Below are 23,134 nucleotides of genomic sequence, written 5' to 3' on the forward strand. Positions count from 1 at the left end.
TCTGCCGTCATGTACTCACTCGTTCCCGCTCAACACAACTTTGCTCGGTTGAGCGCAGCACCCGCTGTTGTATCCACAGGAGCGCGAGAGCTCCGAGAAACACCCCGAACCAGAGTGTTCCTATCCGGATGAGCACAGTTGCCGTTGCAGCCACCGCTGTAGAAACATCCGGGCGCAAGAAGACGAGGAGCCCCGTAATCCCCGCCTCGGCCGCTCCCAGCCCCCCTGGCAAGAGCGATAGAGCGCCCGCAATTGACGCTGTCGACAGCACGAAGGTCGCGAGAGCGAGAAGTTCCGCTTCTGGTCGTAGTCCCAATCCGACCAGGATGAGAAAGAGGCCGATACACTCGAGAGACCATGAGAACACACTCAGCCCGCTGACCAGGACGAGCCTCCGCCAGGAGACAATCGCACGCGCCGCGTCGTAGACAGCCTCAACAGTATCAGCCCTCTTTCGGATCACCGGTGCCCGCCCTGCGAACCGTAGAAGCGGTCGCACCACGCGTTCCTCTTGCAGGAGCCAAAGACCAAGGAGAACCATCACCGCGAGGATACTCAGCGGTTCCCATCCCCACCCTGATCCAACCGCAGCGCTTGCCAGCCCGAGCACCAACATTGCAATTCCATCGGTGAGCCGTTCCGCAGCAACAACCGGAACAAGCGGTGCCATGGCTCCACCGCCGAGACGTGACACAAGATATGCCTTGAGCCACTCACCAACTTTCCCCGGCGTAATCGACATGGCGAATCCGGAGAGAAAAACCGCAAGGCTCCAACGCCACGGAAAGTCTGTCACCCCAACCCAGCGCAGATACAACTGCCACTTGAGGAAACGGCATGCGTAATTCCCGACTGTTAGAAGCAAGACGACGGGGAGCATTTCCCAAGTGAATCCAGCCAGTGTCGGCAAGACCGTACGCACATCAGCCACGACGGCGAGCGCCGCTATGACAACGATGCCGAGCCCCAGCCCTACGAGCAAGCGCCGCCAGAGTGCTGCACCATGCATCGCCCCCGTGGCGACTGGCCCTGGGTTCACCTCTCTGTCAGACATCTGTGCTACCCTTGCCGAACGGTGTCGAAGACGACTGCGATCGGAGCAGACGATGCACAACGAACTCCGCGCCAAGTATGACCGATTGCTGGAGCGACTTCGCAGTCTCGGTTCGGTCGTGGTCGCATTCAGCGCTGGTGTCGATTCCACTTTCCTCCTGTATGCTTCACGACAAGCCCTTGGTGACCACGTAATCGCCGCGACTGGACTCTCGGAAACCTATCCCGAAGAAGAAATTGCAGAAGCTCGCCAGCTTGCAAGGGAACTCGGCGTCCGACACGTCATGGTACGGACCGAAGAACTAACGAATCCTCGATATACGATGAATTCCCATCAGCGCTGCTTCTTCTGCAAGAATGAGCTTTACGGCAAGTTACGAGAACTCGCCCGCGCCGAGGGATACGCCGCCATCGTCGACGGCACGAACGCCGACGATCTCCGCGACTATCGGCCAGGATTGCGTGCTGCGCAGCAACTTGGCGTACTTCACCCGCTTGCGGAAGTCGGCCTTACCAAACAGGAAATCCGTGAACTCAGCCGGATCTTCGGGCTTCGGACATGGAACAAGCCGGCTTATGCCTGTCTCTCCTCTCGCTTTCCGTACGGTACCCAGATCACCGTGGAGAAGCTGCGGCAAGTCGCCGCGGCGGAGCGCGCATTACGGGAACTCGGCTTCCGCGCTTTCCGGGTCCGTCATCATGAACAAATCGCTCGTCTTGAGCTCCAGCCAGAAGATCTACCGCGGGCAATCGAACGTCGGCAGGAGATTGTCGCCCGCCTGCGTGCCCTGGGATATGAGTTCATCACCCTAGATCTCGAGGGTTATCGTTCGGGAAGCTTCAATCGCACGTTGCCGAAGCCACTTCTGGTTCAGACAGGGGAGAGGGATCGCACGCTGTGACCTTCACGTCCGTTGACCACCCGGATGGCAGTGTCGAGTTCAGGGTTACCGTTCAGCCTCGTGCGAGCCGCTCGGAAATCGCCGGGATACGTGACGATACGCTCCTTGTCCGTGTGGCCGCTCCACCAATCGACGGCGAGGCAAACGCCGCTCTCTTACGGACGCTTGCCAACGCCCTGGATATTCCGATCCGACGCATTGTGATCGTTGCTGGTGAGCATCAGCGCCGCAAACGTCTCCGCATTACTGGATTTACCAGCGCGGAACTGCTCGCGCGGCTTGCGCAATTTCGCATGCAGCGCGCCTAGCGGTTGCGCCGGAAGAATCGCCGCACCAGCCACCAGGATGCTGATAAAACAAGCGTGACCAGCACCACCGCACGCATCACCTGGCTTGAGCGTGGTTGCGGCCGTCCACGCCCTACTCCACGTGGTGGCTGATACCACAGCATGAGCCACCACAGCTGCGCGACTTCACGCATCGCGCGCAAAATGACGCGGAGACTGCCACCGGACGGCTCACCGCTCAGTCGTGGATAGTGCCGAACCCCAACCTCAACAATTGTCGCCCCGGCTCGCTGTGCTTTCGCTAGGAGCTCCGTATTGACCAGCGCGCCATTCATCCGGAGATCGATCGCGCGTACAAGGTCACCCCGAAGAACCTTGAAGGCGCAGTCGATGTCACGGACCGCAATACCGAAGAGCAACCGCATGGCAACGTTGAAAATAGCGGCATAGACGAGCCGCTGCCACGGATCGCGCCGCCGCACCCGATAGCCGGCCACAATGTCCGCATGTGGAACAAACGGAGCAAGGTGCGCCAAGTCAGCCGGATCAAACTGCTGATCCGCATCCATGAACATGATTAAGTCGCCTTGGGCTGCCGCAAAACCCGAACGCAGTGCTGCACCGTATCCGCGGTTCACCCCGTGATGGACAACACGCACCCGAGGATCGTCCCGCGCCAACCGCTCGGCAATCTCACCAGTTCGGTCGCGGCTCCCATCGTCGACGATGACGATCTCGAACGCTTCGACGAGGGAAGGCAGTACCTCGAGCGACCGTTGCACCACTGCTTCAAGGTTCTCGGCTTCGTTGTAGGCAGGTAAAACCAGCGAGAGGCTGCCGCGGATCGGCAGCACTCCCGCTCCCTGGTCTTTCGCCGCTCCACCTTTCACTTTGGCATCTCCTGCAAAGCCCGATAGGCTGGGCGCGGACTCCAATCAGCCGCCACGACTGACCACGGATACTTCTCATCGCTCGGCTGGGCAATCGTGCTGAAGTTCAGATTCCATACCAACAGGACTCCAGCCCATGGCCACTGTGTTCGGGCAATCTGGAACGCCCGCACGAGATACTGGGCTTGCTGTTGCTCACTAATGAAGTTCCCATATTCGTAGCCTGGCGCCTGATTCGCCGTCGACCACCCAAACTCGGTCAGCCAGACCTGCTTGGCCGCGTCGCCATTCTCGATCATCACCTGCCGCAACTGCTCAGCTCGGCGGAAATAGAAGCTGGGATGATCAAGCCATCCTGGTCCCGGTCCAGGCCGCTCCGGCCAGAGCGCGTCCGGCGGATTCAGTGTTCCGCCTGGATGCGTTGCGAGGTGATCAAAATACTGCTTAATCTCGCCATTCTTGTAAGCATACGCTTGTCGGAGATACTCGACGTCATCGATCGCAATGGAAGGATCCATCACGCCTGTCGGTGTGAGTCCTCCGAATAAGACGATCGCCTTGGGATCACCCCGCTTCACTCCCTGATAGCCCGCCTTGAGGAGTGCAACGTAGCGTCCCACATCGACATGCCCACCAGTCTCGTACGCCAGGTTCTGCTCGTTCCAGATTTCCCAAGCCTGAACTTTCCCGGCATAACGCCGAGCCAGGAACTCCATGAGCTTACCGAATGGCGCTGGATCGGCCGGAATGCCTCCGTTTGGGTCAGCCCAGGTCGGCGCTTTGACCACGCTCACAACCACCTTGATCCCGTTCTTGCTCGTTGTATCGAGGATCCGATCCAACGCATGTGTATCGTACCGCCCTGGCCGAGGTTCAATGTCACGCCAGATCGCCTGGATACGTACCCAGGAGAATCCCGCGCCCTTCACCAGATCCATCGTCCGCTGGTTAAACCCATCCCCGTCGTTATCACCCCGCCAGGCGATATTGAATCCGTACCCGACATGCGGACCGTATTGTCTCTTCCGGATTGGGTCATACGGCGGTAGCCCGGAATCCTGCCGGGCAAGCGCCTCCGGCGGAGCTCCACGTGCCTGCAGGTACTCGCGGCCGAGCAGCCCCAAGAGGACCTCGTACGGCGTTCCCCTATTCTCCGGATGGTACTCGAACCGCGCCCGCTCGAAGTACTGGACCGCATAGACCTTTCCATCACCCGCTGGGGGCGCTGGATTCGGTTCAGAAAACTCCTCAGAGAGGGGCAACCCAAACACACGCCAGCCTCCAAACCGGTCCCAATAGTTCTTGAATCCATAGGCCAGCGAGTGTTGCGTCTCGGGGAAATATCTTCGCTCGCGGGTGTCCGGGAACCAGGCTATGGGCCGAAACGGCTCCTCATTCTCTCGGCCACTCACGCGCCAGGCACCAACCCGGACGAGCTGCACTTCGTCTTCGGTCCCCGCCTTCTCCGGGTGATACTCGAACACCGCCCGTTCGAAGTACTGCCTCCAGAATCCGTCCTGCTGGAACACGCCGGTGATCGGATAGCCGAAAATGAAGAGACCACCATTCGTCTCCCAAAAACGTCGGAACGGCCCCTGCACCCAGAATCCTGTTTCGGGAAAGTACCGCGGCATCTCGAGGTCCGCCGGCGCGCTCGGCGCTGCTGCTCGTGCGACATTGGAAGTTGTTCCCATCGGCAGCAAGCTGAACACGAGCCAGCCGACAACAAGAAGTCGCAGAAACTTCACCGGACCCCCTTCCCTTGGCCCGCACACCACACGGCGGTAGCGCGCTCATCGCCCCCGCGCCAATCGACCAGACAGGAGAGCGGTCTCCCTGGTCAACCGCTCCCCTCCATCCTCGATTGTCCTCATCCTAGCATCCGGCCACAGTTGGGCACACCTACCGATCATCCCCCTTCGGTAGCGCTTCACGGCTTGCTACTGACAAAACTGACCATCTCGTCCCAATCTCCAAAGTAGCGCCAGCCCAGTCGGAGAAGTTCCTTCACGGCACCAGTACCAGTCGGACGTCGCCGAGCTCAATCACATCACCATACCGTAAGCCGGTCGGCGCAGTCACGGGTCGTCCGTTCACTCGCGTGCCGTTTGTACTCTTTAGATCAGTGATCCACCAGCGACCATGTTCCCAGGTGAGCTGTGCGTGCTCGGTCGAGACGAATGCATCATCCAACCGGATCGTACAGGACGGATGCCGCCCAATGACCGTCACCGGGTCGAGCGGGAGCCGTGTCCCCGGCCGCAGTCCACTGGCACCAGGCGACTGCACAATCAGGTGACCCGGGGGACCGCCCGCTTCACCTGTCGTCCCCGCTATCGCGGCAAGTTCCCGGATGGTGATACGGGCAATCAGGAAAATAAAAAAGTAGAGGAGGAATGCGAAAACGAGACGCAAGAGGAGGACAAACCACTCGAACGGAAGTTGAATCAGCCACTCCATCGGCGTCGACTCAAGCTCCTGCTGTCGTGAACTCGAGCGCGACTGTACCGAGCGTGAGCCGGTCACCGTTGGAGAGCGGGGCTCGCTCCACCGCTCGGCCGTTCACCAGCGTTCCGTTGGTTGAGCCCTGATCGATCACCTCGAAATGTCCTTCGACAAACTCTATCCGCGCATGCCGCCGTGACACGTCCAACACTTCCAGCACAATATCGTTGTCCAGCGCACGTCCGATCGTGGTGACCTTCTTTCGAATCAGGAATGTCTGGCCAGCCAGCGGCCCTTCGAGGACACGCAAGAATGCCCGCGGCACGTTACCGGTATCATGCAGGACCCGATACACCTCAGTCCGCTGCCAAACTTGTCGGCTCGCAAACTCGTCGTACGGTAATGGAGCGATCTGCGCCTCCACTTGGACCTGGCGCCGCGGCACTGATGGATCACCAATCAGTCGCACGCGGACTTGATCCACGAACCCGTAGTCACGCTCCTCCGCGACATCGAGGAGCCACTCCTCGAGCTGGAGCGAGAGCGAGTCAGCGAAGTCTGCAAATTGAACAAAGTCTTCGGGATGCAACCGCACAAGGTAATCGTTGGGCACAATTGGGCCTTCAGGTGTTGCCAGCTGTTGCGAATCCATCGCGCGCTCAAGTCGCCGGGCGATCTCGGCCGGCTGCACCGTTGTCCGAAAAATGCGACCAACCGCTCCCTCCATCAACCGCTCGACGAAGTCCTCAAATCGTTGCAGTTTGCCCAACATTTCGCAGCCTCGTCGCTCCTTCGCGAGTATACGCCTCGTTCAGCCTGAGCTCTCCTCTTGACGTCGCCACGCGTGAGGCACCCGCGCCTGCTGCGTATCAGCAAGGAGACCGCCGTGTGCCAGTTGCGCAAAGAGCGCACGATCCAGGCGCTCGTCTGCCAGTGCATAAGGGAGCGCAAGGTCGAAGACCGAAATGCGCCCATACATTTCGCAGCTTGCCAAACCGAATACCGGCAGCGTATCAAGATAGGCAACCCAAAACATCGTCCCTGGATCCACTGGTGCTCCACGCACCGTCATCCGAGCTCCCAGCCGACGGAGCGCCCGCAGGAACGGATCATCCGGATCGAGCATGATCGAGCCGGCGGTCAGGACAAACTCCGTCCCGGTCTGCCGCCATGCGGTGATCCGCTCGGCGATCGTTGTAGGTTCGTCATGTGCCAGGCGTTCAAATCGCTCGAGTACTGCCCCAAGGCGCTGGAGCTTTTCACTGAGTGCACGCACCGCGACATCGACTGCAGCTGGACGGACGCGCTCACCTGCGAGTAACGCCACACGCCGCCGCCGGAACGGTGCCACTCGGACAACTGGCTGGTTTTCCAAGACCGCGAGTGCGCGTCCCAGCGCCCGCTCGGGCACAAAGAGCGCCGGTGCTTTCGCGATCGCGATGACCTCTCCGACATCGGCGACTCGTCCGTCCAAAACGGTTGCAACAAGCGCACGCCCGGTCCGTACCAGTCGCTCCAGTCGCCGTGTATCGACGCGGACAAGCCCGAGCTGCGCAGCCCGGACGTTCACTTGCCCCTGATGCGGTGCATCCAAAATCGTTCCCGGACCGGCGATCCTTTCAGCAATACGCTGTGAAGCCACATGCTGCTCGAGTTCACCCTCGTCTGGAGCCGCGATTGGCAAACGCGTACCCTCTGGAAAGACTCGCTGGTCCAGAACTTCCGTGAGCGGAACTCCGCGCCGGAACTGTTGACGCCCGTCCGCCTGGACAACGACGTCACGCCGGAGCACCGCTCCTTCCGGAATCGGATGGTCCCCTATGCGATACCATGTGCGGCGCATCAGTACGACCCCTCTCGCACATCACAAGAGCAAGCATAGCTGATTCCTCAACCGGTACACTCAGCAGCGCACGCGACGGGATCCCTGTCGCTCCAAGACCGCAGCGAAGGGAAAGCTTCCATGACGACGACGTTCGGCCACCGCCGCCCGATGTTGTCGCCGTCGATCTTGAACGCCGACTTCGCGCGGCTCGGCGAGATCGTCCGAGAGCTCGAGGAAGCCGGGGCGGACGCGATCCATCTCGACGTGATGGACGGCCGGTTCGTTCCGAATATCAGCTTTGGGCTCCCTGTTGTCACGGCTCTCCGGCAGGTGACGACGCTACCACTCGACGTGCATCTGATGATCGTCGAGCCTGAGCGCTACCTTGCTGCCTTCGCCGAGGCTGGAGCCACGGCGATTACCGTCCACGTGGAAGCAAGCATCCATCTCCACCGCACCGTGCACATGATCCACGAACTGGGTGTGCTCGCTGGGGTCGCCTTGAATCCGGCAACTCCTCTGGCAGCCATCGAGGAGATTCTCCCGTTCGTGGATTTGGTCCTCGTGATGACGGTCGATCCCGGCTTCGGTGGCCAATCACTCATCCCTGCCGTCCTCCGCAAGCTCGAAAGACTCCGCCGGATAGTCGACGAAGCCGGGTTACACTGCCTGCTGTCGGTCGATGGCGGTGTCAAACTCTCCAACATCGAAGCGGTCGTTCGTGCTGGTGCTGACGTTGTGGTGACCGGCTCTGCCCTGTTTCAGAGCGATCAAACACCTGGCCAGGAACTCCAGCGTTTCCGCGACGCACTGCAACAAGCGTTGTCTGGCTAACGGTTGGGTTGGTTCGTACAGACTGTTCATCCGAGTGATGATGAGCAGGACGGATTGTTCGGCTCACCAACGTACCAGTAGCCAAGTTGGAACAACAGGGCATCGACCGTCACTGATTAGGAATGGTTTGCCAGCAAGCAAAGCACCAAGGAGGGTCCGCTTGGGTAGCGCGTTGGATCAGAGGACCTCACGCGGGTAACGAGTCAGCGAGGAAGCGAAGAAGCACTCGTCGCCCGCTCTCTCACCGAGGACTTGTCGTCCAAAGCAGTGACGTGCTATACTGTCCCCTGCTGGTGGAACAACCACCAGTAGCAGCAACGAATCACGTGCGCCCGTAGCTCAGTGGATAGAGCGTTAGGTTGCGGACCTAAAGGTCGGGGGTTCGAGTCCCTCCGGGCGTACCGATATCGGTTCTTCGTCTCTGCACCTTCTACCACGCCGAGGGGTGTCCGAGTGGTTGAAGGTGCCGCTCTCGAAAAGCGGTAGGCGTGACGAGCGCCTCGTGGGTTCGAATCCCACCCCCTCGGCCCGCAGTACTTGGCTTACTCGCGGACCACTGTGGTGGGTCCGCTCGTTCTTTTTTCACCCCTCTCCGTCACCTTGAGTACCCACGGGCCAAAATCGGCTCCGGCCACCGGTTTCTCAGGCGCTCCCGAATCCGTGCGAGCCAGTGCACTGCTCACACCGACAGGGCAACGCGCAGGCTGCCCAGCCCCGGCTCAACAGAAGAGCTCTCCTGCGCCAGGACCGCTCGCTACGACTTTGCTTCCACAATGCCTCGAGTGACCGCATGTTCCTGCGTTTCCGTCTCCACCGAGTAGCTCACCTTGGGAAACGAGACCGTGGCTGCCCTCGCAGCAGCGACTCTTCTCACGGGCACCCGCCGTGACCATCATCCGGCTTCTCTTCTTCCAGGGAAAGGTACAGGAGAGCTGTACGCGCCACACGTGCGATGTCTTGAAACTGCACCGACCGAAGCCGGACAGCCCGCTAAGGCGCCGAAGCATTCTGCACCACCTCGTTTTCTTGATCACTGAGTAGCTGGCAGAGGGCCGCGCTCCCTTTCAGAGACTGCAGGCGTCAGCGTCGGGATTCGGATCACACGGATCCCACGGATCGGTGCCAAGGTAATATTCGGCACCGTCCTCTATTCCGTCCCAATCGGTGTCGACGAGGGTCGGATCACTGCCGTATTGCCAGATCTCGAATCCGTCGAGCAGGCCGTCGCCATCAGTGTCAGGATTGTGTGGGTCGGAGCCGAAACTGAGTTCCTCATCGTCCACGAAGCCGTCACCATCACTGTCTACACTCCCTTGCGGTGGTGAGGGGGCCCGACTATCGCTGGAAACTGGCAACACTTCAAAGGTCACTTCGTGGTACACAACGCTATGGTTGCCTGCATCGACCCAGCGCACCCTCCAGGTTCCTACCAGCGCCGCCGTTCCACCATACTCGCAGAGGTCGAACTGCGTCTGTGTTGCGCGGTCCGCCTCGACAGTAATCGGCCCCAACTCCGCAACATCGTCGGCCGGATTGATCACCTGCACGATCATCCGCCAGCTCTGTCCCGGCCGCCCGGTCGAATTGCGAATCCCCACCTCGACAACATTTCGCGCACCCGTGAAGCAATCCTGTGGCTGGATCGGCTGACTTGGCCAGGACGCAGCCCAAGCGGGCGGCACTGGCGCCGGCGTGGGTCGTTGCGCAGGCGCGGTTGGCGAACCAACTGGCGTCGCCTGCTGTTCCGCAAGCGGCGTCGACTCCGGGCGAGATGTGCTGGCAGCACGCCACCGTTGCACGTCTTGCGTGGTGACGGTCAGAGTGGCCTCGGCCACGACACGACGTTGGGAAGCTTCCATCCAACGCACCCGCCAGGTTCCCGCCTGGAGTCGTTCCCCTGCGACACGCGGTAGGTTCACTGGTGCCGGCAACCACTGTTGCTCCTGAGCCTGATAGCGTCCGATCTCGATTTCTTCACCGTTCGGATCGATCAAAACGAGCACAAATTCCTGGGTTGGACCGCCCCACCACAGTCCAACCACGACGACACCCGACTGGGAAAGTTGCGCACTTGCCTGTGCCATCGATGCGCCCACACTGGAGGTGGCGGTCACGGTTCCCTCATTCGTCATTGTCCGCGTTGCCTCATCACTCCTGGCACTGTCATTGCCGCGTGCAACGCACCCAACCACGATGAGTGCTGGGAGAAGGAGCAACAGCCAAAGTACCCGCTTGGCCGATCGCCGCCACATAGCCTCCTATCCCGCCCTTCGCAACGCAGGTGGTGGATTAACCAGCCGTAGCGTAAAAACTGACCGATACGGCTGTCAAGCGCTTGTCCGATGCGAGGAATGCGCTCCGTCAGCGGAGACAGGCATCCCAGCCGCCCCTCTCGTGCAATACCAGTCCAGAAAAGCCTGAGCACCTTGCAAGGTGGTCTTCACTCGTCTGGCGACCAAGCGTACTCTGTTCCGGACCCACCGTATCTCTGTCAGGTAGGTATCGCTCAAACGGGTTCCAAACTCTCCCGGACAGATTCAGGGGACAAACGTGGCCAAAAGCTCGTTGTCATCCCGCAGCATTTTCGCTGTCGGGACCAGCTTCGCACCCGATACCTTCATCGAAGCAACCTCTCGCGTCCACAGTCGGTGACACCACGAAACAGAGTTTCCAGGTGGAAGCCCTTGATACGAACAACCTTTGCCCATCTGTGCTTCTTGAGCAACTTGGTTGTTGCTCTCGTCCAGTCGCTCGCACCGAGTGTCCAGACGAGCGTTTGACCAACCGCTGCCGTCCCTTTTCGCCGGAGCAGTCTTACATCAGTGTCAGGCCGACTGTGGTTGTCATAGGAGAGCTAGCGAGCGGCGTGCTTCACGTTGCCGGGGAGTCGCTTCTCCGAGTAGACTCTGTTAGTGGCGCACATCGCCAAGGACTCGCACGGAAGGGTCGCATAGTGGTCGAGTGCGCACGGCTGGAAACCGTGTGGGGGCGGAAGCCCCTCGTGGGTTCGAATCCCACCCCTTCCGCCGAACGACTTTCCTGATAGAGACGGCATGGGCCAGGATAATCCGGCCCGCCATAGTCTTTTGGAGCGATGCACCGCCTCAGTAAGCTCGCGCCCAGATGACTTGGTAGCGCCCCAAAGCTCCGCACACGAGGCACGGCTCGTACTCTGTCGGCTGCTCGAACGGGATGCAACGGATCGTCGCCTTGGTCTCCGCCTTCACCCGCGCTTCACACTCGGCGCTCCCGCACCAGAAGGCGCGATTGAATCCAGCATTACTCGCCACACGCTCTTTGAGCCGTTCGTAGTCCCGCACATCTTCGGTATGGCGCTCCAGCATTTCGCGTGCTGCGCGGTAGAGACTTGCCTGAACTGCATCCAGTTCCCGTTGCACCGCATCGACAACGTTCGCCACCGGCACCGTCTGTCTCTGCCCGAGCACATCGCGCCGAACCAGCGTGACCTGATCATTGGCCACATCGCGTGGCCCGATCTCGAGGCGGATCGGCACGCCTTTGAGGTCCCAGTCGTTGAACTTCCAACCGGGCGTCTTGTCGTCACGCAAATCCGCATGGACACGCACGGCTCGCTGGAGCGTCGTCCGCACTCGCTCGACCGCTTCCTCGACCTGCCGGCGCTCCTCGTCCTTCCGCCAGATCGGCACGATGACGACTTGGATCGGAGCGACACGCGGCGGGAGCTTGAGCCCACGATCATCCCCGTGCACCATCACCATCGCACCGATCGTGCGGTGGGAGAGCCCCCAGCTGGTATTGAAGGCAAATCGGCGCTTTCCCTCACGATCCAAGAACGTGATCTCAAAGACTCTCCCAAAGTGGTCACCGAGATTGTGCGAGGTCGCTGACTGCAACGCCCAGTGCTTGCCACCCATCATGGCCTCGATGGTGTAGGTGCGCAGTGCCCCGGCGAATTTCTCCGACTCGGTCTTCTGTCCCGGAATCACCGGGATCGCAAGCTCAGTCTCTACAAAGTCCCGGTAGACCTCGAGCATAAGCCGTGCACGCTCCTCCGCCTCTTCGAGCGTTGCGTGCACGGTATGCCCTTCCTGCCAAAGGAATTCGAGTGTCCGCAAAAATGCCCGTGGGCGCTCCTCCCAGCGAACGACGCTGCACCATTGGTTAATCAGAATGGGAAGATCGCGATACGACTGCACCCAGCGTGCGAACATGGGGCAGATGATCGACTCGGAGGTTGGCCGTACCGCCAACGGCTCTTCCAGTTCCTTGTCGCCCCCCTTTGTGACCCACGCAACCTCCGGCGCGAAGCCCTGGATGTGCTGGGCCTCACGCTCGAGATAACTCTTCGGGATGAAAAGCGGGAAATACGCGTTCTGGACACCGGTTGCTTTGATCCGCCGGTCGAGCTCCGCCTGCATGTTTTCCCAAAGCGCAAAGCCGTACGGGCGGATGACCCGTGTGCCGCGCACTGGGGACTCGTCCGCGAGCTCAGCCTTCTGAATCACCTCGACGTACCAGCGGTCGAAATCATCTTCCTGCTCGATGAGTTCCTCAACGTATTTCCGCTCCGTCGTCATCGTTCGTTCTCCCTCGCGCGGGAACCACACCGCACAGTCCTGCACCGCACTCGCGTAGAATGCGCTGGGGCTTCGTCGGGGCACACCGTCTCGGCCTCGACGCAGAGTATACCTATGCGTTGGCGAGACGCGGGCGCGCAGGGAGCGCACCATGACCACGAGAATCCGTCGTATCGGAGTACTCACTGGCGGCGGCGATGCACCAGGGCTGAATGCAGCCATCCGTGCCGTGGTCAAGACAGCGATTCTCCGCTATGGGTGGCAGGTTGTCGGCTTTGCTGACGGTTACGAGGGCGCAATCCTCGGCCGCGCACGCGAGCTCGGCCTTGATGACGTACGAGGGCTCCTCGTGCGCGGTGGCACGATCCTCGGCGCCTCCAACCGTGCTAACCCTTTCCACTTTCAGCATCCCGAACTTGGTGACGCCGAGCCACGTGACCACAGCAGAACGCTCCTCGCCACACTCGAGCAGTGGAACATCGACGCCCTCGTGGTCATCGGCGGTGAAGGAAGCCTCACGATTGCCTATCGACTGCACGAGCTCGGGCTCCGCGTCGTCGGAGTACCCAAAACGATCGACAACGATGTGCGCGGCACCACCGCAACCATTGGATTTGACACCGCAGTCTGCACAGCTACGGAAGCCATCGATCGGCTTCATACCACGGCCGAGAGTCACCACCGTGTCATGCTTGTCGAACTCATGGGGCGCGATGCCGGCTGGATCGCGCTCCACGCCGGTGTCGCGGGTGGTGCAGATGTCATCCTGCTGCCGGAGCTCCCCTTTTCCCCAGAACGGATTGTCGCCGTTGTCGAAGCGAGACGGAAGCGTGGACGCCACTTCACGATCGTCGCTGTCGCGGAAGGAGCCAAACCGATTGGTGGCGAAGCTGTCTACGAGCGGCTCGGCCCGCTCCCCTATCAGCGCAAGTACGGCGGTCTTTCCGTCGTCCTACAACAGCAGCTGAGCACCCTCCTCCCCACGGAAGTGCGCGCAGTTGTCCTTGGTCACCTGCAACGCGGCGGCACTCCGACACCTCGTGACCGCACACTTGCCACTGCACTCGGCGCTGCCGCGGTCGAGACCCTCGCTCTCGGTGACCACGGAGTGATGGTGGCCGTCCGAGGACACCCAAGTGGTCAGGCAACCTGGGGCATCGTCCGCGTACCGTTGGCTGAAGTCGCCCGCGGTCCACGCCTGGTCCCGCTCAACCATCCACTGCTGGCTACAGCGCGCGATATCGGGATCAGCTTCGCTCAGCCGGACGAGGAGCAGGCGCATGGCTGAAGCTTCACTCCCTGTTGGCAAGCTACCAGCAGAGCTCCTCGCCGTCTTTCTTGGGCGCTTACCCCGCGATCCAAGTGTCGTCGTTGGTCCTGGCATTGGCCGCGACGCAGCGGTGGTACGGGCCGGCAGCGAGCTCCTCGTCCTCAAAAGTGACCCGATTACCTTCGCAACCGATGCCATCGGGTGGTACGCACTGAACGTCAATGCCAACGACGTGGCCTGCCTTGGGGCAACACCCCGCTGGTTCCTGGCGAGTGTTCTGCTCCCGGACGGTGCAACACCGTCACTTGCCCAGCGTGTCCTGGACGACCTTGCACGCGCCGCCCAGCACCTTGGGGTGGCACTTGTTGGTGGGCATACGGAGATCACTGCTGGTCTCGACCGCCCCATTGTCGCTGGGACGATGATCGGTCTTTTGAGCGAGAATCAATTGCTCACCCCAGAGCGTGCGCAATCAGGTGATGCCGTCCTCCTGGTGCGGGGGATTGCGATTGAGGGGACGGCGCTTCTCGCCCGTGAGTGTGCGGAAACGCTGCGCCAGATCCTTGACCCGGAGTTCATCTCCCGTTGCCAGCGCTTCTTGTATGAACCGGGCATCAGCGTCGTCGCTGCTGCCCAGTTGCTCCAGCGGACACTCGGTCCGGCCCTGCGATACCTGCATGACCCAACCGAGGGTGGGCTGGCCACCGGATTGCATGAGGTTGCCATCGCCTGCGGCACCGGCCTGGTTGTCGAAGAGCGTGCCATCTTCGTCTACCCAGAGACCCAGACGCTCTGCACTGCGCTCGGCCTCGATCCCTTCGGCCTCATCGCCTCTGGCGCACTTCTCGCAGTCGTCTCACCAGAAAGCAGCACGCTTGCTCTGGAGACCCTCCGCCAGGCTGGTATCCCCGCGACGCAGCTTGGTTGGCTCGACCCCGATCCCTCGCGCCGCGTTCTTCTCAGCGCCAAGGGCGAACGCCCGCTTCCTACATTTGCCGTCGATGAAGTGGCTCGTCTCTTCGCGAGCGGCGGTTGTTCCTAGGGCTCCTTCGGCATCGCCTGGAGCGCACGATACGCTGGACGCGGCGACCAGTCCGCATTCAAGACTGACCAAGGTCCCTTCTCGTCCTCGGGATCGACGATCGTCGAGAAGTTCAGGTTCCAGACAAACATGCCGGTCACCCAAGGCCAGCGTGTCCGTGCGATCTCAAAGGCGCGCACAAGATATTCCGCCTGCTGCTCCTCGCTCACGTACTGGCCGTACTCGTAGCCCGGCGCTGGATTTGCCGTCGTCCACCCAAACTCGGTAATCCAGATCGGCCGCGTATCGCCGTGCCGCTCCATCACTGCCCGCAGCTGCTCGACGCGCCGGAAGTAAAAGCTCGGGTGGTCCCGCCACCCTGGACCGGGGCCCGGATTGTCTGGCCAAAGCGTGTCTGGCGGGTTGAGCGTCGCGTTGGCGTGCGCACCGAGCACATCAAAGTAGCGCGTGCAGGCTCCACCTTCGAACGCATAAAACGCTTCGAGGTAGGCAACGTCGTCCATGGCGATGTTCGGATCGTTGACACCAGTTGGCGTAAGCCCCCCGAACACAACGAGTGCATCGGGATCCCCTGCCTTGACTCCCTCGTATCCTGCACGCAGCAGGGCACAGTACGGTTCGACCCGCACTGGACCGTGGAGCTCGTGCGCCAGGTTTTGTTCGTTCCAAATCTCCCAGGCGTGAATCCGGCCACGATAGCGTGAGGCTAAGCGGTACATCGCCTCACGGAACGTCGCCGGATCTTTCACAATCCCCCCTGCAGGATCGCGGGCCCACTCCGGTGCAGCAACCACTGAGGCGAGGATGGAGAGTCCAGCATCTTCGTACACCGGCAGCACCCGATCCAAAGGCCGAAAGTCCCACTCACCCGGCCGCGGCTCAAGCGACTCCCAGCGCACCTGGAATCGGATCCACCGAAATCCCGCCTGCCGTACCATGTCGGCTGTTCTCTGGTTGAAAGCGGCACCATCCTCATCCCCTCGCCAGGCAACGTTGAAACCAAAGACGAACGTCTCAGCCCCAGAGACTGCTCCCGAGGGCGTGCTCATTACCGCCGGTTCCTGGGGAGCCTGAGACGGCGCACTGTGGCCTGAACGCATCTCCCGCACCGCGGTTGGCGTCGGGTAAATGACAGGCCCGCGGCAGGCGATGACCCAACTGATCACCGCAAGAAGAAGCCCCACCCACTTGAGCCTGTGCACTCCACCCCCTCACCATTGCTCTGAGATCTTACTCGCCGACGCTTCCCGCACCAGGTTCTGTCCCTTGCGCGCCGCAAGACCGGCGCACCATAAGGTTCGGTGTTACCCACCCGACCGCCACCTCGTTGGGTGCTAGCCGTCCGCTGAAAGAGTCCAAAAGAAGCTGCGCCGCCTGGCGTCCGATCGCCCGTCTCGGACAGTGAACGGTCGTCAAACCCAAGAGTTCGGCGATCTCACTCTCGTGGTAGCCGACTCCCGCGAGATCCCTGGGTACGTCAAGCCCCAACTGCCGTACAGCACGTAACACGCTTCCGGCGTGTGTCTCACGCCCGACAACGATCGCGGTCGGTGGAACGGGTAACTGCATTAAGGAGTGCAATCCCGTGATACCACCCTCGACCCTGAATGGGGTCACGCGTTCATATTCCGCTCTTCGCTCAGGGCCAAGTTCCTGGAGTGCTTGTCGATCGCCCAGTAGTCGCCGACTTCTCTGTTTGTCAGCAAAGGGATCGCCAGGTCGATCGATCGCGGCCATCCTTCGGTGGCCCGAGCGGGCCACATGCGTTACCGCCAAACGCGCCCCTTCTACATGATCGACCACAATCAGCGACAGCGGGACTGCCGGATCGCCATCGGCGACGACTGCCGACCAACGCTCGCGTTCCAGTCGAGCGAGCCTGAGCGGTCTCACAACCAGGGAGGCAAGGAGGACCCCGTCGACCAGATCGCGTCGTACCGATGCGATGGTTCGAGATCCGTCCGCGGGACGCTCGAGCGTGCGCAGAATAAAGGCGTCGTTTGTCTCCAGGAGAGCCTCTTCGATGCCACACAAAATTTGCACAGAGAAGCAGCGTGTCCAGAGCGGGAGAACAACGAGCAATGCATCTGTCCGGCGCCGCAAGAGTGCCCGCGCGGCTCGCAGCGGCTCATCGCCAAGCTCCGCCATCACGGCATGCACCCACTCGCGTGTCGCTGCCGCCACTGCCGGATCCCCGTTAGGCAGTCGCGAAACGGTCGCGACTCCCACATCTGCCAGGCCGGCCACGTCGCGGATAGTCACCTGACTCGAGCCGCTACGCTTTGCCATGACCGGCTCCTGGTATCAGGAAACTTCCGAAACGTTTTACTTGACGAAGTCCGCCCCGACGTGTATAGTGGAAGGGGTTCTGCTCGTCAAGCGTGGCGAGTTGAACCAGTTGATCTGTTGCAAACGTCCTCCCTCCCCTGCCACACCCATCCCCCACCTCACCGTGCGGGCGTCGGCCGGAGCCGGCGCCCGCTAGTGTATCCTCATAGTAAGGATCGGCCGTACGGTGGAGTCGATGATGGTTGGAAGACACGAATACCAGGAGCTCACTGTCCTCGAAGCGGAAGCAATCGGCGAACCTGGCCAGCGTCGCTTCCGCTTGATTGCCGGAGTAGGCCTCGACCTCGTCTCGCTGTGGATGGAGAAGGAGCAACTTCAAGCCCTCGGCCTCGCAATCGAGCAACTTCTCGAACAGCTTCGGCTCGCTGGGTACGTGCAGTCTCGCATCCCCGAACGCCCAGCCGCACGTACGGCACCCCTGCCGCCCGATATCCCGGAATACGTCGTCGGCAAGATGGCGATTGGATACGATGAGGAGCGTCAGCGGATCGCGATCTTCGCCCATGACCTCGAGCAGGATGAAGACGAGGACCCGATCTTCGCTGGTCGCGCCACACTTCCCGCCGCCAAGGCGCTCGCCCATCAGATCGCCCGCGTCATCGCAGCCGGACGCCCGCGCTGTCCCCGCTGCGGGGCCGTCATCGGTCCCGAGGGGCATGTCTGCCCGCACGATAATGGACATTTACCGCTCGAGTGACCATCACCACCCGAGCGCACACCCTTCCGCTCGCGGATCCGAGCCGCCGCGCAGCACCCCGTCGTCACCGATCACAATCAGGTGCGCGTGCCCCATCAGCGACGACCACCGCTCCGTGACCGCAATCCGGTGTCCACGCCGTCTCAAATCTTCCGCTACCCGCTCCGCGAGCGGCGGTTCCACATACACGGTCTCACCCGCTTCCCCCGGCTCGCGTCGTGAGACCCAGCGCGCTGCTTCCACCGCTTCCTGCGGCTCAAAGCCGAAGTCGACGATTCCGGTGACCAGCTGGAGGTGGATGACCGGCTGACTGTGCCCGCCCATTGTCCCGAACACTACCCAGGGTCGCCCCTCACGGAGCAGCATCGCGGGGATCAAGGTGTGGAGTGGCCGCTTGCGCGGGGCCAGCACATTGGGTGAGTGTTCGTCCAACACGAAGCAGGCCCCACGGTTCTGCAACACAATTCCGCCAGCAACCAAGCCGCTGCCAAATGAGTTATAGAGGCTCTGGATCAACGAGACTGCACGTCCCTCACGGTCAACCACGCAGAGGTAGATTGTGTCTGTGTCCCAGCTCGGAGCTGGCGGAATTGCTGCCCGCTCGGGATTGATCCGTGCCCGGAGCTCCGCCGCGTAGGACTTCTCGAGTAACCGGCTGACCGGGACATCGACAAACGCTGGATCCCCGAGATACCGGTCGCGATCCGCAAAAGCGAGCTTCTTGGCCTCCAGGAAGAGATGCACCAGTCGCGGGTTTCCCCAGCCCAACTCGCTCACCGGGAAGCCTTCGACCATATTCAGGAGCTCTAATGCCGTCACACCTTGCGTGTTCGGTGGGAGTTCGACCACCTCCACCTCCCGGTACCGGGTCCGAAGAGGCTCGACCCAGTCGGACCGGTGCGCGGCCAAATCATCCAGTGCCATCACGCCACCGGCGGCACGGAGCGTCGCCACGATCTGCTCTGCGATCCGCCCGCGGTAAAACGCGTCCGGACCTTCTGCCGCGAGCAGTTGCAGGCTGGCTGCAAGTTCCGGCTGGCGAAGTACCTCTCCCGCAGCGGGAGGGTGTCCGTTCGGCAAGAACTGGCGCGCCGCAGCCTCCTGTCGGCGGAATATTTCTGCCTCCGCTGCGATCGCCCGAGCGACCTGAGGACTCACTGGAAACCCGCGCTCTGCGTAAGCGATCGCTGGCTCAAGAAGTTCCCCAAGCGAACGCGTACCGCAGCGTTCAAGCACGGTTGCCCAGGCATCGACCGCACCCGGTACCGTGACGCCCCACGGTCCTTTTGGTGGGATCTCATGGTAGCCACGGGCCCGGAGCTCCTCCGCCGAGATGCCCGCCGGCGCCCGACCGCTCCCATTGAGCGCCAGCAGCCTGCTTTCGCGTGGTTCCCAGATGAGGAAGAAGGCATCACCACCCACCGAGCACATATGCGGATAGACGACCGTCAAGACAGCGTTCGCCGCGACCGCCGCGTCCACGGCATTCCCACCCTGCTGAAGGACACGCACACCGGTGAGTGTCGCCAAATAATGCGGCGTGGCGACCATCCCCTCGGTCGCGAGTGTCGTCGGTCGCCCGGTCACAACCTGTGCCATCACCGACCTCCTGATCGTGGTCTCCCATCCCAGTGAGCATCGTAGCATGCAGGGAAGTACCGCCCAACGTGGTACGATTCGCCACCGGCGTGCATGGTGGCACGGAGTGCTTGGGCGTGATCGACGTCTGCCTGCTCGGTACCGGAGGCATGATGCCGTTGCCAGAGCGCTGGCTCTCAGCGCTCCTGATACGCTCCGAGGGTCACACGGTCCTCATCGACTGCGGCGAAGGGACCCAGATCTCCTGGCGCTACACCGGCTGGAGCTTCCGGGATCTTGACACCATTCTGCTCACTCACCTCCACGCCGACCACGTCGCAGGACTCCCTGGCGTCTTGTTCTCCCTCGCCTTCGCCGAGCGCGAGGAAACGGTGCGCGTCATCGGCCCACAGGGAACGAGACGCATCGTCGCCGCGCTGCGCACCATCGTCCCTGCACTTCCATTTTCGGTCGAAGTCCTCGAACTCCCCGGTTCAGCTGAACTCAACCTGCCGGGAGGACTCCATCTTCGCGCCCTCCCCGTCGCCCATCGCGTTCCTTGCCTGGCCTACACCCTCCACCGGCCGCGCGGACGCCGCTTCGACCCGGAGCGAGCGCGTGCGCTCGGTGTCCCCGTTCTGTATTGGAGACGCCTCCAGCACGGCGAATCCGTCGAGATCGATGGCCGCCTGATCACACCCGACGATGTCCTTGGTCCACCGCGCCGCGGCATTACCGTCGCCTTCGTGACAGACACCCGTCCGACGCCGGAGCTCCCACCCTTCGTCCACGATGCCGACCTCCTCATCTGCGAGGGCATGTATGGCGATCCGGAAATGCTTCCGCGTGCCGTCGAGCGCGGCCACATGCTGTTTCACGAGGCCGCTGAGCTCGCCCGTGCAGCGCAGGTGGAGCGACTCTGGTTGACCCACTTCAGCCCCTCACTCACTGACCCCGAGACCTGGCTCCCGACGGCCCGCACCATCTTTCCGGCGACTGAGATCGGCCCGGTGCACCGTACCGTGACGCTACGGTATCGAGACGAGTGACTCGGACGTGCCTGGCCCCCAGGGAGACACCGCTCTCGAGCTCACCACCTTGGCAGAGGTCGGCTGACGTTGTGGCAGCGCACTGGAGCCCCCTTCGTGGTGGAGCATCGGCTTCTCTGCTGTGTGCCGTTCCAGACACGAAGGCCGCCAATGGAGCGCCACAGGTGCGCCTCGCTGATCACAGCGGCACGACACGGTGGTGCCAGACTCCATGCTTCCCGGCTTCTCTGGCAATCGAGGGCACGGCACCGTCATCACCGTGCCAGCACTCCCGAAGGGGCACCGCACATCACCGAGGCGCTCGCGAGGGGCCTCTCTCCCCATCGTGCCCTCGGTGTCATCGCAATCACCGGGACAGGTCCGCAGCTGACCAGACAACACCTTCTTGCGCTCTTCGTCGCGGAGTGAGAAGATAGCACTCACGAACAGCTGTCTGCACCGTTGCGCGCGCTGGAGAGGCTCTCTCCGCTCATGGTTGGGCAGCGAGACATTTCGCAGTGCTGCTATCCCCGGCCGCCTCCACCTCTGTCAGTTCGGGTATCTCGTGACGCTCGTCGAGGAGGTGGGGAGATGGTGTTTGTCGGGACGCGTCGAGCTTTCATCGCTGCCACGGTGTCGTTTGTGCTCCTTGCGTGCCAGCGCCGCCCAGGGGAATCCGTAACAACTGTCAACGTGGAACTTGGGGACTATTACATAAAACCGGATAAGAGCGAGGTCCCGGCCGGGAAAGTCCGGTTTGTCGCCAAGAACGTTGGGCAGTTGGAGCACGAGCTGATTGTGCTAAAGACCGAGCTCGCCGCCGATCAGCTGCCCTACAACGAAAAGGAGCAGACGGCGGAAGAGGAACAGGCTGGCCAAGTACTCGGTGAGATCGAGCCGGACGAACTGCCCCCAGGCAAAAGTGCCGAAATGACACTCGACCTCACCGCCGGGCATTATGTCTTGCTCTGTAACCTCCCTCAGCACTACAAGAACGGCATGTACATCGACTTCCGCGTTCGCTGAGACAATCGACCTGTCAGAATCCGATCAAAAGGGCGGAGGGCTGGCGAGTTAATCACTGGGGGACCAGCAGGGTCTCATGGCGGTCCCCCTCTCCCTTCTACTCCGCGCCACGGAGCGACCATTCATGCAGGTGGCGTCACACGAAAGTCCACTTGCCGTCCGAAAAAGGACGCGTGAGCTTGAAAGCAGATCCCGAGGACAGTGAACCCAACCGGGATCTGCAGGATCGACCTTGCCACGACGAACGCAAGCACGGGTTCGGGGGATGAGATGCAACACGAGGCAAGCCATTCCGAAGAGGAAGCCGATTGATCACGTCTGCTGCCTGCTTTGCAACGTCACACAACGAGCGGCACACCAGAGATCCTTGCCACATGCGCTTCTGCTGGAGATTTCAACGACAGCGCAACCGCCGAGGTCTTGCGGTCATTGGCGTGCTTTCTTCTCTTCAGGGTACACGTGTTGACGTTCTCGCGCCCCGTCGTTATCGCTCCGCGTCGGCTGATCTTCGTTCCGTCCACCGCTGCCCCACGGGAAGAGCGCCGCAACGTTCCCACATGTTCTCCTGGCCAAGAGAGGTTCCGCCACTGTGCGCCAGCGCCGTAAGCAGGTCCCCGCGAGCGACAACGACCGACCACCAAGAGTGAAAAGTGGCCCCCCCTTGTCAGAGTACCTCCAATGCGAACGGAGCCCACACACGGCACCCGCGCCGGTCAATTCACCTGTCCACGCGCAAGCTGATAGAGCAGTGGATCATTGCGGAAGGCGTCAGACAGCACCTCAAGCCGGGCAATCTCTTCACCGACCCGGAGCTCTCGCCCGAGCACATCGGTCACCAGCACCTCGACAGCGGTGAAGACCTCGTTGGCAGTTGGAGATACGTCCGGTGGAAGGATTGCCATAATCCGCTCCAGCCGACCGGTCAAGCGCTCACGCAGCCGTTGGTGCTCAGCCACCGGCACTTCCATCTCGAGCAGGAGTTCGATCTCATAGAGCGCGCAGATGAGCGGCGTCAACCGCTCGAGCAGCGTCAGCGCCGCGGGGGAAAGGACCGGTCCCAGCACGTCACGGTAGGTCGTCATAGACTGTCCCTCCCCCAGAATACGACTTGGTGACTGACATGCCGCGGTAGGGCAAGACGCCGTTCCCCTCCAAGAACGGTCGTCTGGGCGGGAGTACCGCTTGGCCAGCAACAGGACGCGTGATTCGCACGATGTGAACCGGTTTTCCACTCTGCCTGGCCAAGGTTGCCCCGACCCCACACCGCTCACGCGGCCGCAGCAACGCCGTCCGTCCGCTGTGAGCATGACATCAGTATCGCAGAGCTGACGAACCACCGTGTGGTCGTC

20 protein-coding genes and 3 tRNA genes are annotated in these 23,134 nt (G+C 61.7%); 11 read left to right on the top strand and 12 right to left on the bottom strand.

Features of this window, described 5'->3' with window-relative positions:
* Positions 1-7: 7 nt before the first annotated feature.
* Complete coding sequence (locus NET03_RS11465) at positions 8-1,054, bottom strand: lysylphosphatidylglycerol synthase transmembrane domain-containing protein (RefSeq protein ID WP_252129064.1); 1,047 nt, start codon at positions 1,052-1,054, stop codon at positions 8-10.
* Positions 1,055-1,106: 52 nt separating this feature from the next.
* Here NET03_RS11465 and larE point away from each other — a divergent pair, with 52 nt between their 5' ends.
* Both larE and NET03_RS11475 read left to right on the top strand, forming a co-directional pair.
* Complete coding sequence (gene larE, locus NET03_RS11470; protein ID WP_252129065.1) at positions 1,107-1,955, top strand: ATP-dependent sacrificial sulfur transferase LarE; 849 nt, start codon at positions 1,107-1,109, stop codon at positions 1,953-1,955.
* On the top strand, positions 1,952-2,263 hold the full coding sequence (locus NET03_RS11475) for a DUF167 domain-containing protein (protein ID WP_252129066.1): 312 nt from the start codon (positions 1,952-1,954) through the stop codon (positions 2,261-2,263). Before larE ends, NET03_RS11475 begins: the two co-directional genes overlap by 4 nt.
* On the opposite strand, the gene NET03_RS11480 is transcribed toward NET03_RS11475, so the two are convergent.
* The 5 genes from NET03_RS11480 to NET03_RS11500 all read right to left on the bottom strand — a co-directional run bounded on the left by NET03_RS11480 (position 2,260) and on the right by NET03_RS11500 (position 7,420).
* Entirely contained in the window at positions 2,260-3,132 is an 873-nt protein-coding gene (locus NET03_RS11480; protein WP_252129067.1) for a glycosyltransferase family 2 protein, read from the bottom strand. The two genes, NET03_RS11475 and NET03_RS11480, sit on opposite strands and share 4 nt — an antisense overlap.
* Positions 3,129-4,880, bottom strand: coding sequence for a beta-galactosidase (locus NET03_RS11485; RefSeq protein ID WP_252129068.1), 1,752 nt, complete (start codon positions 4,878-4,880; stop codon positions 3,129-3,131). The genes NET03_RS11480 and NET03_RS11485 overlap by 4 nt, the downstream gene beginning before the upstream one ends.
* A gap of 259 nt (positions 4,881-5,139) precedes the next feature.
* Positions 5,140-5,592, bottom strand: a complete 453-nt coding sequence (locus tag NET03_RS11490; protein WP_252129069.1) for an FHA domain-containing protein — start codon at positions 5,590-5,592, stop codon at positions 5,140-5,142.
* A 10-nt stretch (positions 5,593-5,602) separates the two neighbouring features.
* Positions 5,603-6,349 carry an FHA domain-containing protein gene (locus tag NET03_RS11495; protein WP_252129070.1) on the bottom strand — a complete coding sequence of 249 codons (747 nt, stop codon included), beginning with the start codon at positions 6,347-6,349 and terminating at the stop codon, positions 5,603-5,605.
* 39 nt (positions 6,350-6,388) lie between these two features.
* A complete protein-coding gene (locus tag NET03_RS11500) occupies positions 6,389-7,420 on the bottom strand; it encodes a molybdopterin-binding domain-containing protein (protein ID WP_252129071.1) in 1,032 nt (343 codons plus the stop codon).
* Positions 7,421-7,540: 120 nt separating this feature from the next.
* Between NET03_RS11500 and rpe the strand changes: the two genes are divergently transcribed.
* From rpe to NET03_RS11515, 3 genes are all read left to right on the top strand, one after another.
* Positions 7,541-8,236 (top strand): ribulose-phosphate 3-epimerase, encoded by a 696-nt coding sequence (gene rpe, locus NET03_RS11505; RefSeq protein WP_252129072.1) that lies wholly within the window; start codon positions 7,541-7,543, stop codon positions 8,234-8,236.
* Between the two features lie 328 nt (positions 8,237-8,564).
* Positions 8,565-8,637 (top strand) — tRNA-Arg (locus NET03_RS11510).
* Positions 8,638-8,675: 38 nt separating this feature from the next.
* A tRNA-Ser gene (locus NET03_RS11515) sits at positions 8,676-8,763 on the top strand.
* A gap of 537 nt (positions 8,764-9,300) precedes the next feature.
* Here the strand turns inward: NET03_RS11515 and NET03_RS11520 are convergent.
* Positions 9,301-10,488, bottom strand: coding sequence for a thrombospondin type 3 repeat-containing protein (locus NET03_RS11520; protein ID WP_252129073.1), 1,188 nt, complete (start codon positions 10,486-10,488; stop codon positions 9,301-9,303).
* A 687-nt stretch (positions 10,489-11,175) separates the two neighbouring features.
* On the opposite strand from NET03_RS11520, the gene NET03_RS11525 reads away from it, so the two are divergent.
* Positions 11,176-11,262 (top strand) — tRNA-Ser (locus NET03_RS11525).
* Positions 11,263-11,340: 78 nt separating this feature from the next.
* Here NET03_RS11525 and proS read toward each other — a convergent pair.
* A complete protein-coding gene (gene proS, locus NET03_RS11530) occupies positions 11,341-12,795 on the bottom strand; it encodes a proline--tRNA ligase (protein ID WP_252129074.1) in 1,455 nt (484 codons plus the stop codon).
* Between the two features lie 151 nt (positions 12,796-12,946).
* On the opposite strand from proS, the gene NET03_RS11535 reads away from it, so the two are divergent.
* Both NET03_RS11535 and NET03_RS11540 read left to right on the top strand, forming a co-directional pair.
* Entirely contained in the window at positions 12,947-14,083 is a 1,137-nt protein-coding gene (locus NET03_RS11535; RefSeq protein ID WP_252129075.1) for a 6-phosphofructokinase, read from the top strand.
* Entirely contained in the window at positions 14,076-15,107 is a 1,032-nt protein-coding gene (locus NET03_RS11540; RefSeq protein ID WP_252129076.1) for an AIR synthase family protein, read from the top strand. Before NET03_RS11535 ends, NET03_RS11540 begins: the two co-directional genes overlap by 8 nt.
* On the opposite strand, the gene NET03_RS11545 is transcribed toward NET03_RS11540, so the two are convergent.
* Together NET03_RS11545 and NET03_RS11550 are read right to left on the bottom strand one after the other, a co-directional pair.
* Positions 15,104-16,309: a beta-galactosidase gene (locus NET03_RS11545; protein ID WP_252129077.1), complete on the bottom strand. Its 1,206-nt coding sequence runs from the start codon at positions 16,307-16,309 to the stop codon at positions 15,104-15,106. The two genes, NET03_RS11540 and NET03_RS11545, sit on opposite strands and share 4 nt — an antisense overlap.
* Before the next feature lie 28 nt (positions 16,310-16,337).
* The gene (locus NET03_RS11550) at positions 16,338-17,396 is read right to left on the bottom strand and encodes a LacI family DNA-binding transcriptional regulator (RefSeq protein ID WP_252129078.1); all 1,059 of its coding nucleotides are present in this window, start codon (positions 17,394-17,396) and stop codon (positions 16,338-16,340) included.
* A 235-nt stretch (positions 17,397-17,631) separates the two neighbouring features.
* On the opposite strand from NET03_RS11550, the gene NET03_RS11555 reads away from it, so the two are divergent.
* The gene (locus tag NET03_RS11555) at positions 17,632-18,153 is read left to right on the top strand and encodes a DUF3090 family protein (protein ID WP_252129079.1); all 522 of its coding nucleotides are present in this window, start codon (positions 17,632-17,634) and stop codon (positions 18,151-18,153) included.
* Positions 18,154-18,156: 3 nt separating this feature from the next.
* Here NET03_RS11555 and ggt read toward each other — a convergent pair whose 3' ends face one another.
* Positions 18,157-19,752, bottom strand: a complete 1,596-nt coding sequence (ggt, locus tag NET03_RS11560) for a gamma-glutamyltransferase (RefSeq protein ID WP_252129080.1) — start codon at positions 19,750-19,752, stop codon at positions 18,157-18,159.
* Between the two features lie 116 nt (positions 19,753-19,868).
* On the opposite strand from ggt, the gene NET03_RS11565 reads away from it, so the two are divergent.
* Complete coding sequence (locus NET03_RS11565; RefSeq protein WP_252129081.1) at positions 19,869-20,780, top strand: ribonuclease Z; 912 nt, start codon at positions 19,869-19,871, stop codon at positions 20,778-20,780.
* 570 nt (positions 20,781-21,350) lie between these two features.
* Entirely contained in the window at positions 21,351-21,785 is a 435-nt protein-coding gene (locus NET03_RS11570) for a cupredoxin domain-containing protein (RefSeq protein ID WP_252129082.1), read from the top strand.
* A 713-nt stretch (positions 21,786-22,498) separates the two neighbouring features.
* On the opposite strand, the gene NET03_RS11575 is transcribed toward NET03_RS11570, so the two are convergent.
* Entirely contained in the window at positions 22,499-22,867 is a 369-nt protein-coding gene (locus NET03_RS11575) for a hypothetical protein (protein WP_252129083.1), read from the bottom strand.
* Positions 22,868-23,134 lie beyond the last annotated feature (267 nt).

Origin of the sequence: Thermomicrobium sp. CFH 73360 (genome assembly GCF_023806465.1) — a bacterium.
In the GTDB taxonomy this organism is placed as follows: domain Bacteria; phylum Chloroflexota; class Chloroflexia; order Thermomicrobiales; family Thermomicrobiaceae; genus Thermomicrobium.

Excerpts from the sequence above, each read along its gene's own strand:
- NET03_RS11465 (WP_252129064.1), bottom strand. The coding sequence starts at position 1,054 with ATGTCTGACAGAGAGGTGAACCCAGGGCCAGTCGCCACGGGGGCGATG.
- larE (WP_252129065.1), top strand. The coding sequence starts at position 1,107 with ATGCACAACGAACTCCGCGCCAAGTATGACCGATTGCTGGAGCGACTT.
- NET03_RS11490 (WP_252129069.1), bottom strand. The coding sequence starts at position 5,592 with ATGGAGTGGCTGATTCAACTTCCGTTCGAGTGGTTTGTCCTCCTCTTG.
- NET03_RS11495 (WP_252129070.1), bottom strand. The coding sequence starts at position 6,349 with ATGTTGGGCAAACTGCAACGATTTGAGGACTTCGTCGAGCGGTTGATG.
- NET03_RS11500 (WP_252129071.1), bottom strand. The coding sequence starts at position 7,420 with ATGCGCCGCACATGGTATCGCATAGGGGACCATCCGATTCCGGAAGGA.
- rpe (WP_252129072.1), top strand. The coding sequence starts at position 7,541 with ATGACGACGACGTTCGGCCACCGCCGCCCGATGTTGTCGCCGTCGATC.
- NET03_RS11520 (WP_252129073.1), bottom strand. The coding sequence starts at position 10,488 with ATGTGGCGGCGATCGGCCAAGCGGGTACTTTGGCTGTTGCTCCTTCTC.
- proS (WP_252129074.1), bottom strand. The coding sequence starts at position 12,795 with ATGACGACGGAGCGGAAATACGTTGAGGAACTCATCGAGCAGGAAGAT.
- NET03_RS11535 (WP_252129075.1), top strand. The coding sequence starts at position 12,947 with ATGACCACGAGAATCCGTCGTATCGGAGTACTCACTGGCGGCGGCGAT.
- NET03_RS11540 (WP_252129076.1), top strand. The coding sequence starts at position 14,076 with ATGGCTGAAGCTTCACTCCCTGTTGGCAAGCTACCAGCAGAGCTCCTC.
- NET03_RS11550 (WP_252129078.1), bottom strand. The coding sequence starts at position 17,396 with ATGGCAAAGCGTAGCGGCTCGAGTCAGGTGACTATCCGCGACGTGGCC.
- NET03_RS11555 (WP_252129079.1), top strand. The coding sequence starts at position 17,632 with ATGATGGTTGGAAGACACGAATACCAGGAGCTCACTGTCCTCGAAGCG.
- ggt (WP_252129080.1), bottom strand. The coding sequence starts at position 19,752 with ATGGCACAGGTTGTGACCGGGCGACCGACGACACTCGCGACCGAGGGG.
- NET03_RS11570 (WP_252129082.1), top strand. The coding sequence starts at position 21,351 with ATGGTGTTTGTCGGGACGCGTCGAGCTTTCATCGCTGCCACGGTGTCG.
- NET03_RS11575 (WP_252129083.1), bottom strand. The coding sequence starts at position 22,867 with ATGACGACCTACCGTGACGTGCTGGGACCGGTCCTTTCCCCCGCGGCG.